Consider the following 14568-nt stretch of genomic DNA (forward strand, 5'->3'; position numbering starts at 1 on the left):
CTTTGGCCAAGGGGCAGGAACGGCGGGAATGGTGCAGGAGGCGTACGTACCGCAGGGGCCGCTCGCGACGAAGGCCGGTGCTCCGGTTGCCGACAACCAGGACAGTGAGACCGCGGGCGTCGACGGCCCGGTGCTCGTCCAGGACCAGCTCCTGCTGGAGAAGCTGGCCCACTTCAACCGGGAGCGGATCCCGGAGCGCGTGGTGCACGCGCGGCGCGGGTGCGTACGGGACCTTCACCGTGACCGCCGACGTCACCCCGTACACCCGCGCGGCCTTCCTCTCCGAGGTCGGCAAGCGGACGGAGACGTTCCTGCGCTTCTCGACCGTGGCGGGCAACCTGGGAGCGCCGGACACCGTGCGCGATCCGCAGGAATTCGCGCTGAAGTCCTACAGCGAGGAGGGCAACGACGACCTCGTCGGCAACCAAACCCCGGTGTTCTTCGTCAAGGACGCGATCGGCGTTGGTGTCCTTGTCGACGACGACCGGCACCCCCAGCCGCCCCGCCAGGGCCTCGCGCAGCGGAAAGCCGTCCCACTCGGGTATTCCCGGACTTCATCCACACCCAGAAGCGCGACCCGTACACCGGCTCCACCGAGGCGGACGACGTCCGGGACCTCTGGAGCCTGTCTCCCGAGTCCACGCACCAGGGTGACCTGGCTGTTCGGCGACCGCGGCATCCCGGCCTCCTGCCGCCACGTGGACGGCTTCGGCTCGCACACCTACCGAGGGCAGAACGAGGCCGGCGAGGTCTTCTGGGTCAAGTACCACTTCAGGACGGACCAGGGGTCAACTGCCTCACGCAGGAGGAGGCCGACCGGCTCGCGGGGATCTCGACTCCCACCAGCGCGACCTGTGCGAGGCCATCGAGCGCGGTGAGTTCCCGTCCTGGACCGTGCAGGTGCAGATCATGCCGGAGGCCGACGCGGCCGCGTACCGCTTCAACCCGTTCGACCTGACCAAGGTCTGGCCGCACGCGGACTACCCGCCGATCGAGATCGGCAGGCTGGAGCTCAACCGCAACCCGGAGGACATCTTCGCCGAGGTCGAGCAGTCGGTCTTCGGTCCCGCCCACTTCGTGCCGGGCATCGGCCCGTCCCCGGACGAGATGCTCCAGGGCCGCCTCTTCGCCTACGGCGACGCCCACCGCCAACGCGTCGGCACCAACGCCGACCATCTGCCGGTGAGCCGTCCGCACGCGACCGTGCCGCGCACCAACTCGCGTGACGGGTACCTGTACGACGACCGTCACGGGGGCGCGAAGAACTACGGGCCGAACAGCTTCGGCGGGCCGTTCCAGACGGACCGTCCGCTTGGTGCGCCACGGCCGTGAACGGCGTCAGGGGCAGCCACCCGGCGCCCGTCCACGCCGAGGACGACGACTTCGTCCAGGCGGGCAACCTCTACCGGCTCATGTCGGAGGACGGGAAGGAGCGTCTGATCGCCAACCTGGCGGGCTTCATCGCCGAGGTGTCGCGCGACGACATCGTCGAGCGGGCGGGGACTACGGCAAGCGGCTGGAGGCCGCGGTGCAGGCCCTGTGCGGCTGAACTCCAGCGCTGGACCGCTTGCGGTAGAGGACGGGCCGGGGCTCCCGAGGTGGACCCGGCCCGTTCGTGCTGCCTCCGGCGATGCGCGCCGTCACTGTCAGGCGGGCACCCGCTGACGCGCCGGTGCCCAGCAGCGGATGATGTCGCGGACCGAGACCACACCGGCGGGCTCGTCGCGGTCCAGCACGATGAGATGACGGAAACCGCCGTGCGCCATGGCGCCGGCCGCCTCCTCCAGGGTCCAGGTGGGAGCGGCGAACACCACATCGGTCGTGGTGTGGGCGTGGGCGTGTTCGGTGTCCGGGTCCTGGCCCATGCCGACGGAGTTGAGGATGTCGCGTTCGGTGAGGATGCCGATGCCGCCGGCGTCGGGGTCGTGGACGATGGCCGCGCCGACCTTGCGGGCGGACATCAGTGTCGCGGCCTGGCGAAGGGTGTGGGTGGGGCCGATGGTGAGGACGACGGTGCTCATGGCGTCACGGACGAGCATGGATCGAGCCACCTCCTGGGAGTACCCCACCTTGTTCGGTGATTCACAAGTTCACAAGTGGGGGATCCTCAGAGTGGCAGGCAAAGGGAGGGTCAACAAGGGGGCGTGCGGAGCGAATGCGGCGGCTTGCGGGCGCACGTGTGCCGCATGGGTCAACAGGGGCGGAAGGCAAGGACCTTCGGCACTGGTGGCGCACAGCAGGCCTTCCGTGCATCCGGAACAGACGCCCGGTCGTGAGGCACGCGGCTGGTCGTCCGGGAGGCCGTGATGACGACTCGGACACCCGTGGCCCGCGCTCCGGCCGGACCCCGTACGCGTCACTCCGACGTGCTGCGCCCGCGCCGCCACGCCTACCCCACGAAAGCACGCGCCTACCTCCGCGTCGTACTCCGCGACGTCGGCGTCCCCGATGAGAAGGTCGAGGTCATCCTGCCGGTCGTCGGTGACCGGTCCTACCGGTGGGCCGAGGACTACCGCGACCGGAGACAGCGCACGGATCCCTTCGAGCGGCTCTCGACGGACCGCTAGCCGACCAGGCCGGCGTCACCGGGCGGGCGGCGCCCGCCCCCTCAGCAGCGCTGGTTCCCGACCTCTCCGTAGCGCTGGTTGAGGTATCCCAGCAGCTCGTCGTGGAGCAGGCCGTTCGACGCCGCCGCGTTGCCGCTGTGGGGGCCCGGGCGGGCGTCGAGGCCGGTGAAGGTGCCGCCCGCCTCGGTGACGATGATCGCGGCGGCGGCCATGTCCCACAGGGACAGCTCCGGCTCGGCGCACATGTCCACCGAACCCTCCGCGACCATCATGTACGGCCAGAAGTCGCCGTACGCGCGCGTGCGCCACACCTGGCGGGTGAGGTCCAGGAAGCCGTCCAGGCGGCCCTGCTCCTCCCAGCCGCTGAGCGAGGAGTACGCGAAGGAGGCGTCGGACAGCTTGGAGACCCGGGAGACGTGCAGCCGGGAGGCCTTGGTGAGGCTGCGGCCGGTGAAGGCCCCGTGACCCTTCGCGGCCCACCAGCGACGGCCGAGGGCGGGAGCGGAGACGACGCCGACCACCGGCTGGAAGCCGCCCTCGCCGGCCTCCATGAGGGAGATGAGAGTGGCCCAGACGGGCACGCCGCGGACGTAGTTCTTGGTGCCGTCGATCGGGTCGATCACCCAGCGCCGGGGGCCGGTGCCCTCGACGCCGTACTCCTCGCCGAGGATGGCGTCCCGGGGGCGGGCGCGCTGCAGCTGGCCGCGGATGAGTTCTTCCGCGGCCTTGTCCGCCTCGCTCACCGGGGTCATGTCCGGTTTGGTCTCGACCTTCAGGTCGAGGGCCTTGAACCGGTCCGTCGTCGCGGCGTCCGCGGCGTCGGCGAGGACGTGGGCGAGGCGTAGGTCGTCGAGGTAGTCGGGCATGTGACGAACCTATCTGCCGAGGTGGGCCGGGGCTACAGGGGGCCTGTGAGGGTGGGGGAGGTGTCGCGTGGGGCGCTCGGCGGGGCGCGGTGCGCGCACCGCGCGCGGCCGGCACACCACCCGCCGCGACGCGCGCCCGGGACGCCGCGCAGGACGGCTGAAACGCGCCCCCCGGTGTGCGCTCACGAACCCTTGACAGTGGTTCTGCGCGCGTCAAATCTGGGGCGCAGAGCCGTTCGCCCCAAGGGGAGGCGATGATGCCTGCAGCGCGGGAGTCCCTGCTGGACGCCGCTTTCACGGCGCTGGCGTGCAGGCCGTGGACCGCCGTGCGGATGGTGGACGTGGCCGCGGCGGCGGGAGTGTCCCGGCAGACGCTGTACAACGAGTTCGGCAGCAAGGACGGGCTCGCCCGGGCCCTGGTGAGGCGAGAGGCCGACGCCTACCTCGCCGGGGTGGACCGCGCCCTGGCCGGACCGTGCGACCTCGAGGACCGGCTCACCGCCGCCGCCGAGTGGACCACGGCGGTTGCCCGTGACAACGCACTGGTCCGCGCCCTGCTCACCGGCTGCTGGGGCGAGCGCCTGCCGTCGCCGATCCTGTCGTCCGTCCCGTCCGCCTCCGCCGTACCGGCCCAGCGCCGCGCCGACGGCCCCCTGCCCTCACCCGGCGACCTCGTCGCCCTGGTCCGCGACCGGGCCGTGGGCGTCCTGGCCGGTCCCGGCCGCCCCGGGCCCGGCACCGCCGACCTGGCCCGCTCCTGCGAACTCGCCGTGCGGCTCGCCCTGTCCTGCGTGGCCGCTCCCCCGCGCGAGGGCGGCGTCGCCGCACTGGTCCGCAGTGCCCTTCGGGGGCAGCCCGCCTGACAGGGCGTCAGTGCGTGGAGCCCGACAACTGCAGCCCGATCACACCGACGATCACGAGGCTGATCGACACGATCTTCAGCGTCGAGACCAGGTCGCCCAGGAACACCATCCCGTAGATGGCCGTCCCCGCCGCCCCGATGCCCGTCCACACGGCGTAGGCGGGCCCCACGTCGAGCTTCCTCAGCGACAGCGTCAGCAGTCCGAAACTGCCGAGCGCGAAGGCGCAGAACGCGACCGTGGGCCACAGCCGGGTGAAGCCGTGCGACAGCTTCAGCGACACGGCGAAGCCGGTCTCCAGCAATCCGGCCACGATGACCAGCAGCCACGCCATGAGTCGTTCCTCCCGTGTCCCACGTCCGGTGACCGCTACAGACCGCCGCATCCGACGTGGTGCGATTATGCACTTGCCGTCCGCGCCCCCTCACAAACAACGCGGAGGTCAGTCGCCCTCCTTGCGCTCCCGTGTGGCCAGCAGCCGCCGCAGGGAGTACAGCCGTGCCGGGTCCGCGTGCCCCTCGGCCACCCACGTGTCCAGCGCGCAGTCGGGCTCGTCGTGGCTGCACGCGCGTGGACAGCCCTCGGTGCCGGGCTCCAGGTCGGGGAAGGCGTGGATCACCCGGGACGGATCGACGTGGTGCAGTCCGAAGGAGCGCAGGCCCGGGGTGTCGATCACCCAGCCGTCACCGCCGGACAGGGGCAGGGCCAGCGCCGAGGTCGTGGTGTGCCGGCCCCGGCCCGTCACCGCGTTGACATGCCCGGTCGTACGCCGCCGACCCCGTGGCACCAGCGCGTTGACCAGGGTCGTCTTGCCGACGCCGGAGTGGCCGACGAACGCGGTGATCCTGCCGTCGAGCTGCTCGCGCACCCGGTCGATCGCGGCACCGCTCTCCAGTTGCTCACGGCTGGTGACGACGTGGGGGATGTCCAGGTCGCCGTAGAGTTCCAGCAGCCTGTCGGGCGGGGCGAGGTCCGACTTGGTCAGCACCAGCAGCGGCTCCAGGCCGCCGTCGTAGGCCGCGACCAGGCAGCGGTCGATGAGGCGGGGCCGGGGTTCCGGGTCCGCCAGGGCGGTGACGACCGCCAGTTGGTCGGCGTTGGCGACGACCACGCGTTCGTACGGATCGTCGTCGTCCGCCGTGCGGCGCAGCACGGAGGTCCGCTCCGCGATCCGGACGATCCTCGCCAGGGTGTCCTTCCTGCCGGTGAGGTCGCCCACGAGCGCCACCCGGTCACCGACCACGGCCGCCTTGCGGCCCAGCTCACGGGCCTTCATCGCCATGACCACGCGGTCCTCGACAAGGCAGGTCAGACGGCCCCGGTCGACGGTGAGGACGAGACCCTCGGCGGCGTCCTCGTGCCTGGGCCTGATGTTGGTCCGGGGGCGGGTGTTCCGGCGGCCCGGGCGGGTGCGGATGTCGTCCTCGTCGGTGTGCTTGCCGTAGCGGCGCATGACGGTATCCCCGCGTCCTACGCCCCGAGCATCCCGGTCCACAGGTCGGGGAAACCGGGCAGGGTCTTGGCCGTCGTCGCGACGTTCTCGATCTGCACGCCCTCCACCGCGAGGCCGATGATCGCACCGGCCGTGGCCATGCGGTGGTCGTCGTAGGTGTGGAAGACCCCGCCGTGCAGCGGGCGCGGCCGGATGTGCAGACCGTCGGCCGTCTCGGTCACGTCACCGCCGAGTTCGTTGATCTCCTTGGTGAGCGCGGCCAGCCGGTCCGTCTCGTGCAGCCGCAGGTGGGCCACGCCGCGCAGCGTCGACGGGGAGTCGGCGAGGGCGGCGACGGCCGCGATGCCCGGCGTCAGCTCGCCGACCTCGCTCAGGTCGACGTCTATGCCGTGGATCGCGCCGGAGCCGGTGAACACCAGCCCGTACTCGGTCAGTTCGCAGGAACCGCCCATCTCGGTGAAGATCTCGCGCAGCCGGTCACCGGGCTGCGTGGTGCGCGCCGGCCAGTCCGGGACGACGACCCTGCCGCCGGTCACCAGCGCCGCCGCCAGGAACGGCTGGGCGTTCGACAGGTCCGGCTCGATCACCAGGTCCCGGCCGAGCAGGGCCCCCGGCGTGACCCGCCAGACGTTCGGCTCGCCGCCCGACTCGGGCGTGTCCACTTGGGCGCCGACCGCCCGCAGCATGTCGACGGTCATACGGATGTGCGGCATGGACGGCAGGGTGGCACCGGTGTGGCGGACCTCCACACCCTGGTTGAAGCGCGGGCCGGACAGCAGCAGGGCGCTGACGAACTGCGACGAGGAGGAGGCGTCGATCGACACCCGGCCGCCCTCCAGGGCGCCGTTGCCGTGCACGGTCAGGGGCAGCGCGCCGCGGCCGTCGTCGTCGATGCGGGCACCGAGCACGCGCAGCGCGTCGATGACGCCGTTCAGCGGGCGTTCGTAGGAGCGGGGGTCGCCGTCGAACCGGACGGGGCCGTCGGCGAGCGCGGCGACCGGCGGCAGGAACCGCATCACCGTGCCGGCGTTGCCGACGTCGACCGTGGCCGGACCGCGCAGGCCGGTGGGGAGCACGCGCCAGGCCTCGCCGGTGCCGTCGGGGCCGACGCCTTCCTCGATCTCGACGCCCATCGCCCGCAGCGCGCCGGCCATCAGCAGGGTGTCGCGCGAGCGCAGCGGGCGGCGCAGCCAGCCGGGCTCGGAGGCGAGGGCGGCGAGGACCAGGGCGCGGTTGGTGACCGACTTGGACCCGGGCACGTGGACCGTCGCGTCGACGGCTCCGCTCGCGTGCGGGGCGGGCCAGAGGGCGGTGGGGTTCGGTGCCATGCCTTTACTTTATAAGGCGGACGTCTCCCGGGTGCAGTGCCGTCGGAGCTGGTCGCGCCCGCACGGAGGAGCCGCCCGCCCACACGGCCCGCCGACCCCGGCTCACAGCTCCAGCAGCCAGCGTCCCCCGCCGATCAGCGAGCACAGCGACACCGCGTGGAACAGGAAGAACCACAGCCCCGCCGGCACGTGCGTCAGCCGCGCCAGCTGGTCGGCGTCGGAGTCCCCGGCCCCGCCCCGCGCCCGCTTCACCTGGAGCTCGAACGCCGGGCGCACCCCGCCCAGCAGCAGGAACCACACGACCGCGTACGCGAACGCCGCCTGCACCTGAGCGCCGGCCAGCCAGGACACCACCACGAACAGCCCGCCCGTGACGATCACGGTCAGGGCGCCGTAGGCGTTCCGGATCATCACGAGCATGGCCAGCAGCAGGGCCGTGGCCGCCCACAGCAGGAGCGTGATGCGGCCGGCGCCGAGCAGGGCCGCGCCGCCGAGGCCCAGCAGCGGCGGGGCGGTGTAACCGGCGGCGGCCGTGAGGATCATGCCGATGCCGTGCGGCTTGCCGCGGCTGACCGTCAGACCGCTGGTGTCCGAGTGCAGGCGTATGCCCGTCAGGGTGCGGCCGGTCAGCAGGGCCACGAGCCCGTGGCCGCCCTCGTGGGCGATGGTGACGGCGTTGCGGGATATGCGCCACAGGCCGTGCGGGATCACCACCGCGAGCGCGGCGGCCAGGGTCCCCAGCACCACCCACAGGTCGGGGTCGGGCTGGGTGCCGGAGACCTCGTCCCAGAGGGAGGCGAGCGAGGCGATTGCGGTGCTGTCCATGTGCGGCGTTGGCTCCCTGAGGTCGGATGGAATCTGGCAGTGTGGCACGTATGTGCGGACGGTATGCAGCGAGTCGTGGGCCCGAGGATCTCGCCGGAATCTTCGAGGTCGAGCGGTGGGAGCCCGCGGAGACCCTCGAACCGGACTACAACGTGGCGCCCACCAAGGAGGTCTACGCCGTCCTGGACCGCCCCCTGAAGGACGTGGACGACCCGCGGCCGGTCCGCCAGCTGCGCAGGCTGAAGTGGGGGCTCGTCCCGTCCTGGGCGAAGACGCCCGAGGGCGGCGCCCGGATGATCAACGCCCGGGCGGAGACCGTCCACGAGAAGCCCTCCTACCGCCGAGCCTTCACCTCCCGGCGCTGCATCCTGCCCGCCGACGGCTACTACGAGTGGGTCACCGGCACCCAGGAGCGCGAACTGGAGGTCGAGGGCAGGAAGAAGCGGCCCCGCAAGCAGCCGTACTTCGTCACGCCCGCGGACGGGACGGTCTTCGCGATGGCCGGCCTCTACGAGTTCTGGCGGGACAGGACGCTGCCGGACGACCACCCGCAGGCCTGGTGGGTGACGTGCTCGGTCATCACGACGGAGGCCGAGAGCGGCCCGCTCGCGGCGGCCCCGGCCGAAGGGCCCCGGGCGCTGGCGGACATCCACCCCCGGATGCCGCTGATGCTGACGCCCGACCGCTGGGACGCCTGGCTGGATCCGGCCCGCTCCGAGGCGGAGAGCCTGCGCGAGCTGCTCGCCCCGCCGCCCGGCGGGCTGATGCGCGCCTACCCGGTCTCCACCGCCGTCAGCAACGTCCGCAACAACGGACCGGAGCTGCTGAAGGAGCTGGAGGCGCCCGAGGAGGGCACACTCTTCTGACGTGACCCACGTGACCACCGAGACCGCAGAGACGGACGCCGGCACCGCACGCATCACCTGGCACGAGGCCGCGAGGGCCCGTCTCGTGCTCGCCGTCGGCCACGGAGCGGGCGGCGGCATCGAGGCCCGCGACCTGAAGGCCCTCGCCGGCGTCCTGCCCGCCCACGGCGTGACCGTGGCACGGGTGGAGCAGCCCTGGCGGGTGGCCGGGAAGAAGCTCGCGCCCGCGCCGAAGACGCTGGACGCCGGCTGGCGGGGCGTGTGGCCCGCGCTGGCCGCGCACGGGCTGCCGGTGGTCTCCGGCGGGCGCAGCGCAGGGGCCCGCGTCGCCTGCCGCACCGCCGTCGAACTCGGCGCCCGGGCCGTGCTCGCGCTCGGCTTCCCGCTGCACCCGCCCGGCAAGCCGGAGAAGTCCCGCGCCGCGGAACTGCTGGGCTCCGGCGTGCCCACGCTGGTCGTCCAGGGCGGAAACGACCCGTTCGGCAGGCCCGCCGAGTTCCCCGAGGGGGCGTACGACCTCGTGGAGGTTCCGTACGGGGATCACGGCTTCGCCGTGCCGAAGCGGGCGGAGATCACGCAGGACGAGGCCGTGGCGGTCATCACGGACGCCGTCGTGGCCTGGACCGGGTCACTCGGGTGAGGCGCCGGGAATGCCCGGGCTGGACGCACTGTTGTGCGGGACGTACGTGCTGGAGACCAGCGCCGACGCCGTAGGAGAGGAAGTCCGCCGCATGGGCTCGACCGTATGCCCGACCCGCAGCAGCAGCGCCGACCTGGACTGGACGGTGCTGCACGCGGCGAAGACAGCCCCGGTCCGGGCGGCGGGCGGACCGGATCGTCGTCTATCCTCCGATTCGGGTGAGACCGCTCTCGGTCTCACGAGAACTCCGGAGGAGGTGGGTCCGGTCACTGGGACCGACGCAGGGACCGACAACGGCCAGGCGGAGCAGCCCGAGGGCCAGGGCGGCGGCGTGAGCGCGGAGACCGACGCGGAGCGCAGCGCGCGCTTCGAGCGTGACGCGCTCGAGTTCCTCGACCAGATGTACTCGGCCGCGCTGCGCATGACGCGCAACCCGGCCGACGCGGAGGACCTGGTGCAGGAGACGTACGCCAAGGCGTACGCGTCCTTCCACCAGTTCCGTGAGGGCACCAATCTCAAGGCGTGGCTGTACCGGATCCTCACCAACACCTTCATCAACTCCTACCGCAAGAAGCAGCGGGAACCGCAGCGCTCCGCGGCCGAGGAGATCGAGGACTGGCAGCTCGCCCGCGCCGAGTCGCACATGTCGACGGGTCTGCGCTCCGCCGAGTCGCAGGCGCTCGACCACCTGCCCGACTCGGACGTGAAGGAAGCGCTCCAGGCGATCCCCGAGGACTTCCGCATCGCCGTCTACCTGGCGGATGTCGAGGGCTTTGCCTACAAGGAGATCGCCGACATCATGGGGACACCCATCGGAACGGTGATGTCCCGGCTGCACCGGGGCCGCCGCCAGCTGCGCGGCATGCTGGAGGACTACGCGCGTGAGCGCGGGATGGTCCCGGCCGGCGCCGGAGAGTCGAACGAAGCGAAAGGCTCGGGGTCATGAGCTGCGGAGAGCCGCACGAGACGGATTGCAGCGAAATCCTCGATCATCTCTACGAGTTCCTCGACCGTGAGATGCCGGACTCGGACTGCGTGAAGTTCGAGCACCACTTCGAGGAGTGCTCGCCCTGTCTCGAGAAGTACGGCCTCGAGCAGGCCGTGAAGAAGCTCGTCAAGCGCTGCTGCGGGCACGACGACGTGCCGGGCGACCTGCGCGCCAAGGTCATGGGGCGGATCGACCTGATCCGCTCCGGCCAGGCCGTCCCCGAGCAGGACGTGACGGCCGCGCCCGCCACACCGCGGGAGTCCTGAGCCCCGCGCCCCGCTCTCCTCGGGCGCGTCACTCGAACGTGCTAACCCGCGGGTGATCGGACCGCGGACCCCCCTGCCCCCGTCCTAGGCTCCGGCTGACGGACATGGCCGGGGGGAGGGGCTCATGGAAGCGGTACCGGCACGGACACGTGGGTGCGTCGCCTCTGTCGCCGCGGTCGCGGTGCTGTGTCTGCTGCCGCTGCCGGGCGTCCACTCCCCCTGGTGGGCCGTAGCGCTGCTAGCCGCCCTGTGCGCGGGCTGCGAGCGCGTCGCCCGGTCCCGGTACGTCGGCATCTCCCACCCGGCCGGGACCTTCCACCCCGTCCTGCTCTCCGCCGCCTTCCTGCTGCCCGCGCCGGCCGCCGCCCTGGTGGCCGTGCCCGGCGCGCTGCTCTCCCAGGTGGCGCACCGGCCCGTCGCGCTGCGGCGGGTCTGGCGGGCCGCCCAGCTCGTCCTCGCCGTCTGGGCCGCCTCCAGGGTGCACGGCGCGCTCGGCGGCAGGGACGCCGTGGTCGCGGGCGACGTCCCCGGTGCGCTCGGCCCGGCCGGAGCGGCCGTGCTGGCGTTCTGCCTGGTGCTCGCGCTGCTCGACGGCGGGATCCTGGCCGTCGCCGAACGGGTGCCGCTGCGGCGGGCCTGGCGCGGGCTGCTGGCGCCCTCCCTCGCGCCCGTCGCCGTGCACGGGCTCGCCGGACTGATGATGGCCGTGCTGTGGCGCAGTCCGTACGGGCCCGTGGCCGCGCTGCTGGTGCTGCTGCCGATGTGCGTCTCCTGGTGGGCGTTCGCGCAGTACCACCGGGAACGGGCCGCCCATCAGGCGACCATCCGGGCGCTGGTGCAGGCCGTCGACATCAAGGACGGCTACACGCGCGGGCACAGCGAACGCGTCGGGCAGGCCTCCATGATGATCGCGCGGGAGCTCGGCATGGACGACGAGCGCGTGGAGGTCCTGCGCTTCGCCGGCATCCTGCACGACGTGGGCAAGCTCGGCGTGCCCACCCGGCTGCTCAGGAAGAACGGGCCGCTGACGGCCGAGGAGCGGCGGGTGATCGAGCTGCACCCCGAGTACGGCCACGAGATGGTGCGCGGCATCGGCTTCCTCGGGGAGGCCCGGGCCGCCGTGCTGCACCACCACGAGCGGCTGGACGGCAGCGGCTACCCCTACGGCCTGGAGGGCCGTCAGATCCCCGAGTCCGCCCGGGTGGTGGCCGTGGCCGACGCCTTCGACGCCATGACCTCCACGCGCTGCTACAGCAGGGCCCGGCCCGTCGCGGTGGCGCTGGCCGAGCTGGAGCGGTGCGCGGGCAGCCAGTTCGACCCCGTGATGGTGGCGGCCCTGACCGAGGCCGTGCGACGGGCCGGGTGGCGCCCCGCCGTGACCGCCGACGACACCGAGGACGTCCCGGCGTCGCGCGTGCCTCCGTCCGGCACCCCCGCCGGCCGGCCGGGAGCGCACCGATGAGCGACGACCGGCCGCCCCCGCTCCTCACCCTCGTCCACGCCTGCGCCGCCCTCGTCGCCACCGGTTCCCTCGCCGTCACCCTCTGTGGCGGGGTGCACGAACGCGGCGTCGCCCTCGCCTTCGGCGTCCTCGTCGCCGTCGGCGAGCTCACCCGCCGCGACGGCGCCGGCGTCCGGGAACCGGCACCCCTCGGGGCCGCCGCCGCGCTGTCTTACGCGCTGCTCGGCGAGGCCGGGGGGCGGGCCACGCACCACGGTCCCGCCCAGGTCGTCGCCGTCGTCCTGGCCGCCTCGCTGCTGGGCAGCGTGCCGCACGTCGCCCACGGCCGGGGACCCACGCTCGACCACCTGGCGTGCCGCGTGCTCACCGTCGGCTTCGGCGCCGTGTGCTTCCAGCCCCCGTACAACCGGGGCATGTTCGACGACTGGGGCGGCCCCGCCTACGCCCTGCTGCTGCTCGCGCTGCTGTCACTGACCACACTGTGCGACGCGGTGCTCGCCGCCGCCCTGGCCCACTCCCGCACCGGCTGGCCCTTCGGGCCGGTGCTGCGGGACGAGTTGCGGGCCGTGTGCGGCATCGGGGCCGCCGTCATCGCGACCGGGGCGGTGATGGCCCTCGCGGTGGCCGTGGTGGGGTTGTGGGCACTGCCCGTCTTCTCCGTGCCGCTGCTGCTCGCCCAGATGTCCTTCCGGCGCTACGCCGCCGTCCGGACGACCTACCGGCAGACCATCGCCTCCCTGGCCCGGGCCACCGAGGTCGCCGGCTGCACCCCGGCCGGGCACGCCCGCCGCGTCGCCGCGCTCAGCCGGGCGGTCGGGCGTGACCTCGGTCTCACGGAGCCCGAGCTGGCCGTGCTGGAGTACGCCGCGCTCATGCACGACATCGGCCAGCTGAGCCTCGTCGACCCCGTGCCGGCGGGCGCCACCGCGGGCCTGCCCGCGGCGGAACAGCGGCGGATCGCCCTGCTCGGCGGGGCCGTCGTCCGGCAGACGGGCGTCGACGAGGCGGTCGCCGTCGTCGTGGAGCGGCAGGCCGACCCCTGCGCGGAGCAGCCGCTGGCCGCGCGGATCGTCCGGGCCGTGAACGCGTACGAGGAGAAGTCCCGGGAAGGCGGGCTGGGCGGGCCACTGACGGCGCTGGAGGAACTCCGGCTCGCCACCGCCGGGGAATACGCGCCCCCGGTGGTGGAATCGCTGGCCCGGGTACTGGCAAGAGGCAGTCTGACCCGGTCCGCGGCTGGGTAACCCATGGGTAATGAGCGCCCTGGAGGCCGTACGTGGTTGGATGCGAAGGAGAAGGTGTCCGGGGGCTCGAAACACAGCTACGGCCAGCCCACCGCACGGAACTGGCAGGCGGGAATCGTGAGGATCTTCGGCAAGGGACGGCACCGGCCCTCCGCCTCCTGGCGGCAGGCCACAGACCGGGCATTCACGCTCATCGGCGACGGCCGGTACGAGGACGCGGGCGCACTGCTGACACGCGCCGCCGATCTGGAGCCCTGGCTGGCCGAGTCGTGGTTCAACCTCGCCCTCCTGCACAAGTTCCGCCACGACTGGGAGCAGGCCCGGGCGGCGGGCCTGCGGGCCGTGGCGCTGCTCGACCGGGACAGCGGCGCCCCCGACTGGTGGAACGTCGCCATCGCCGCCACCGCGCTGCAGGACTGGCCGCTGGCCCGGCGCGCCTGGCAGGCCTACGGACTGAAGGTGCCGGGGGCCGCCAACGACTCGGGTGAGCCCGTGGGCATGGACCTCGGCAGCGCGGCCGTACGGCTGTCCCCGGAAGGGGAGGCCGAGGTCGTGTGGGGGCGGCGGCTGGACCCCGCGCGGATCGAGGTGCTGTCCATCCCGCTGCCCTCGTCGGGGCGCCGCTGGGGCGAGGTCGTCCTGCACGACGGGGTGCCGCACGGGGAGCGGAGCACGGAGGCCGGGCACACGTACCCGGTGTTCGACGAGATCGAGCTGTGGGCGCCCTCGCCGGTGCCGACCTGGGTGGTCCTGCTGGAGGCGGCCACGGAGGCCGACCGGGACGCGCTGGAGCAGCTCGCGGCCGACGCCGGGTTCGCCGCGGAGGACTGGTCCTCCTCGGTGCGGCTGCTGTGCCGGATGTGCTCGGAGTCCCGCATGCCGTCCGACGAGGGCGACGGGGAGCATCTGGACCCGCACGACCACAGTGAGCCGGGGCATCCCGGGCCGCTCGGGCACCGGACGGACGGGCAGCTGTGGGTGCCGGAGCGGGAGTGCGGGCTGGCCGCACCGGTTTCGCTGGTGAGGGGGCTGCTGGACGGGTGGGTGGCCGACAGTCCGGATTCCCGGGGCTGGCGGGACCTGGAAGAGGTCTGCTAGTCCCTGGTGCGGGTGCGGGTGCGGGTGCGGGTGCGGGTGCGGGTGCGCCGTGGTCGCCGGCCCAGTTCCCCGCGCCCCTGAAGCAGGGCGTTTCACCCGCGTACC

Annotated in this window: 15 protein-coding genes and 2 pseudogenes; 11 read left to right on the top strand and 6 right to left on the bottom strand. The window is 73.0% G+C overall.

The genetic code is table 11. The features are described from left to right. Positions 1 to 28: 28 nt before the first annotated feature. Positions 29 to 462: pseudogene (locus tag ACFW6P_RS05645) on the top strand (catalase); the annotation flags it as partial. Positions 463 to 544: 82 nt separating this feature from the next. Continuing rightward, positions 545 to 1549: pseudogene (locus ACFW6P_RS05650) on the top strand (catalase); the annotation flags it as partial. A gap of 97 nt (positions 1550 to 1646) precedes the next feature. Here ACFW6P_RS05650 and ACFW6P_RS05655 read toward each other — a convergent pair. Next, positions 1647 to 2039: a cyclic nucleotide-binding/CBS domain-containing protein gene (locus ACFW6P_RS05655; protein WP_386355554.1), complete on the bottom strand. Its 393-nt coding sequence runs from the start codon at positions 2037 to 2039 to the stop codon at positions 1647 to 1649. A 267-nt stretch (positions 2040 to 2306) separates the two neighbouring features. Between ACFW6P_RS05655 and ACFW6P_RS05660 the strand changes: the two genes are divergently transcribed. Further along, positions 2307 to 2567 carry a hypothetical protein gene (locus tag ACFW6P_RS05660; RefSeq protein ID WP_386355557.1) on the top strand — a complete coding sequence of 87 codons (261 nt, stop codon included), beginning with the start codon at positions 2307 to 2309 and terminating at the stop codon, positions 2565 to 2567. Between the two features lie 41 nt (positions 2568 to 2608). On the opposite strand, the gene hisN is transcribed toward ACFW6P_RS05660, so the two are convergent. Continuing rightward, positions 2609 to 3433 carry a histidinol-phosphatase gene (gene hisN, locus ACFW6P_RS05665; protein WP_386355559.1) on the bottom strand — a complete coding sequence of 275 codons (825 nt, stop codon included), beginning with the start codon at positions 3431 to 3433 and terminating at the stop codon, positions 2609 to 2611. Between the two features lie 254 nt (positions 3434 to 3687). Here hisN and ACFW6P_RS05670 point away from each other — a divergent pair, with 254 nt between their 5' ends. Next, on the top strand, positions 3688 to 4296 hold the full coding sequence (locus tag ACFW6P_RS05670) for a TetR/AcrR family transcriptional regulator (protein WP_386355561.1): 609 nt from the start codon (positions 3688 to 3690) through the stop codon (positions 4294 to 4296). Positions 4297 to 4303: 7 nt separating this feature from the next. On the opposite strand, the gene ACFW6P_RS05675 is transcribed toward ACFW6P_RS05670, so the two are convergent. The 4 genes from ACFW6P_RS05675 to ACFW6P_RS05690 form a co-directional block, all read right to left on the bottom strand. Continuing rightward, positions 4304 to 4627: a DMT family transporter gene (locus ACFW6P_RS05675; protein ID WP_386355563.1), complete on the bottom strand. Its 324-nt coding sequence runs from the start codon at positions 4625 to 4627 to the stop codon at positions 4304 to 4306. A 108-nt stretch (positions 4628 to 4735) separates the two neighbouring features. Then, positions 4736 to 5746, bottom strand: a complete 1011-nt coding sequence (gene rsgA, locus ACFW6P_RS05680) for a ribosome small subunit-dependent GTPase A (protein ID WP_386423007.1) — start codon at positions 5744 to 5746, stop codon at positions 4736 to 4738. Positions 5747 to 5763: 17 nt separating this feature from the next. Then, the gene (aroA, locus tag ACFW6P_RS05685) at positions 5764 to 7074 is read right to left on the bottom strand and encodes a 3-phosphoshikimate 1-carboxyvinyltransferase (protein ID WP_386355568.1); all 1311 of its coding nucleotides are present in this window, start codon (positions 7072 to 7074) and stop codon (positions 5764 to 5766) included. Between the two features lie 102 nt (positions 7075 to 7176). Then, the gene (locus tag ACFW6P_RS05690) at positions 7177 to 7899 is read right to left on the bottom strand and encodes a M50 family metallopeptidase (RefSeq protein ID WP_386355570.1); all 723 of its coding nucleotides are present in this window, start codon (positions 7897 to 7899) and stop codon (positions 7177 to 7179) included. Between the two features lie 50 nt (positions 7900 to 7949). On the opposite strand from ACFW6P_RS05690, the gene ACFW6P_RS05695 reads away from it, so the two are divergent. The 7 genes from ACFW6P_RS05695 (at position 7950) to ACFW6P_RS05725 (ending at position 14463) form a co-directional block, all read left to right on the top strand. Then, entirely contained in the window at positions 7950 to 8765 is an 816-nt protein-coding gene (locus tag ACFW6P_RS05695) for an SOS response-associated peptidase (protein ID WP_386355573.1), read from the top strand. A 1-nt stretch (position 8766) separates the two neighbouring features. Continuing rightward, positions 8767 to 9405 (top strand): alpha/beta family hydrolase, encoded by a 639-nt coding sequence (locus ACFW6P_RS05700; protein WP_386355576.1) that lies wholly within the window; start codon positions 8767 to 8769, stop codon positions 9403 to 9405. A 256-nt stretch (positions 9406 to 9661) separates the two neighbouring features. Continuing rightward, a complete protein-coding gene (sigR, locus tag ACFW6P_RS05705; RefSeq protein WP_386355658.1) occupies positions 9662 to 10351 on the top strand; it encodes an RNA polymerase sigma factor SigR in 690 nt (229 codons plus the stop codon). Beyond that, positions 10348 to 10659 (top strand): mycothiol system anti-sigma-R factor, encoded by a 312-nt coding sequence (rsrA, locus tag ACFW6P_RS05710; protein ID WP_386355579.1) that lies wholly within the window; start codon positions 10348 to 10350, stop codon positions 10657 to 10659. The genes sigR and rsrA overlap by 4 nt, the downstream gene beginning before the upstream one ends. Positions 10660 to 10783: 124 nt before the next feature. Continuing rightward, positions 10784 to 12121: an HD-GYP domain-containing protein gene (locus tag ACFW6P_RS05715; RefSeq protein WP_386355582.1), complete on the top strand. Its 1338-nt coding sequence runs from the start codon at positions 10784 to 10786 to the stop codon at positions 12119 to 12121. Beyond that, positions 12118 to 13365 (top strand): HD-GYP domain-containing protein, encoded by a 1248-nt coding sequence (locus ACFW6P_RS05720; RefSeq protein WP_386355585.1) that lies wholly within the window; start codon positions 12118 to 12120, stop codon positions 13363 to 13365. The genes ACFW6P_RS05715 and ACFW6P_RS05720 overlap by 4 nt, the downstream gene beginning before the upstream one ends. Positions 13366 to 13482: 117 nt before the next feature. Continuing rightward, positions 13483 to 14463: a tetratricopeptide repeat protein gene (locus ACFW6P_RS05725; protein WP_386355661.1), complete on the top strand. Its 981-nt coding sequence runs from the start codon at positions 13483 to 13485 to the stop codon at positions 14461 to 14463. The last annotated feature ends 105 nt before the right edge of the window (positions 14464 to 14568 follow it).

This window comes from Streptomyces sp. NPDC058741 (assembly GCF_042746715.1).
Taxonomy (GTDB): Bacteria; Actinomycetota; Actinomycetes; order Streptomycetales; family Streptomycetaceae; genus Streptomyces.

Coding starts and splice junctions, on each gene's coding strand:
- ACFW6P_RS05655 (WP_386355554.1), bottom strand. CDS start 2,039: ATGCTCGTCCGTGACGCCATGAGCACCGTCGTCCTCACCATCGGCCCC.
- hisN (WP_386355559.1), bottom strand. CDS start 3,433: ATGCCCGACTACCTCGACGACCTACGCCTCGCCCACGTCCTCGCCGAC.
- ACFW6P_RS05660 (WP_386355557.1), top strand. CDS start 2,307: ATGACGACTCGGACACCCGTGGCCCGCGCTCCGGCCGGACCCCGTACG.
- ACFW6P_RS05675 (WP_386355563.1), bottom strand. CDS start 4,627: ATGGCGTGGCTGCTGGTCATCGTGGCCGGATTGCTGGAGACCGGCTTC.
- ACFW6P_RS05690 (WP_386355570.1), bottom strand. CDS start 7,899: ATGGACAGCACCGCAATCGCCTCGCTCGCCTCCCTCTGGGACGAGGTC.
- rsgA (WP_386423007.1), bottom strand. CDS start 5,746: ATGCGCCGCTACGGCAAGCACACCGACGAGGACGACATCCGCACCCGC.
- ACFW6P_RS05720 (WP_386355585.1), top strand. CDS start 12,118: ATGAGCGACGACCGGCCGCCCCCGCTCCTCACCCTCGTCCACGCCTGC.
- ACFW6P_RS05715 (WP_386355582.1), top strand. CDS start 10,784: ATGGAAGCGGTACCGGCACGGACACGTGGGTGCGTCGCCTCTGTCGCC.
- aroA (WP_386355568.1), bottom strand. CDS start 7,074: ATGGCACCGAACCCCACCGCCCTCTGGCCCGCCCCGCACGCGAGCGGA.
- rsrA (WP_386355579.1), top strand. CDS start 10,348: ATGAGCTGCGGAGAGCCGCACGAGACGGATTGCAGCGAAATCCTCGAT.
- ACFW6P_RS05670 (WP_386355561.1), top strand. CDS start 3,688: ATGATGCCTGCAGCGCGGGAGTCCCTGCTGGACGCCGCTTTCACGGCG.
- ACFW6P_RS05695 (WP_386355573.1), top strand. CDS start 7,950: ATGTGCGGACGGTATGCAGCGAGTCGTGGGCCCGAGGATCTCGCCGGA.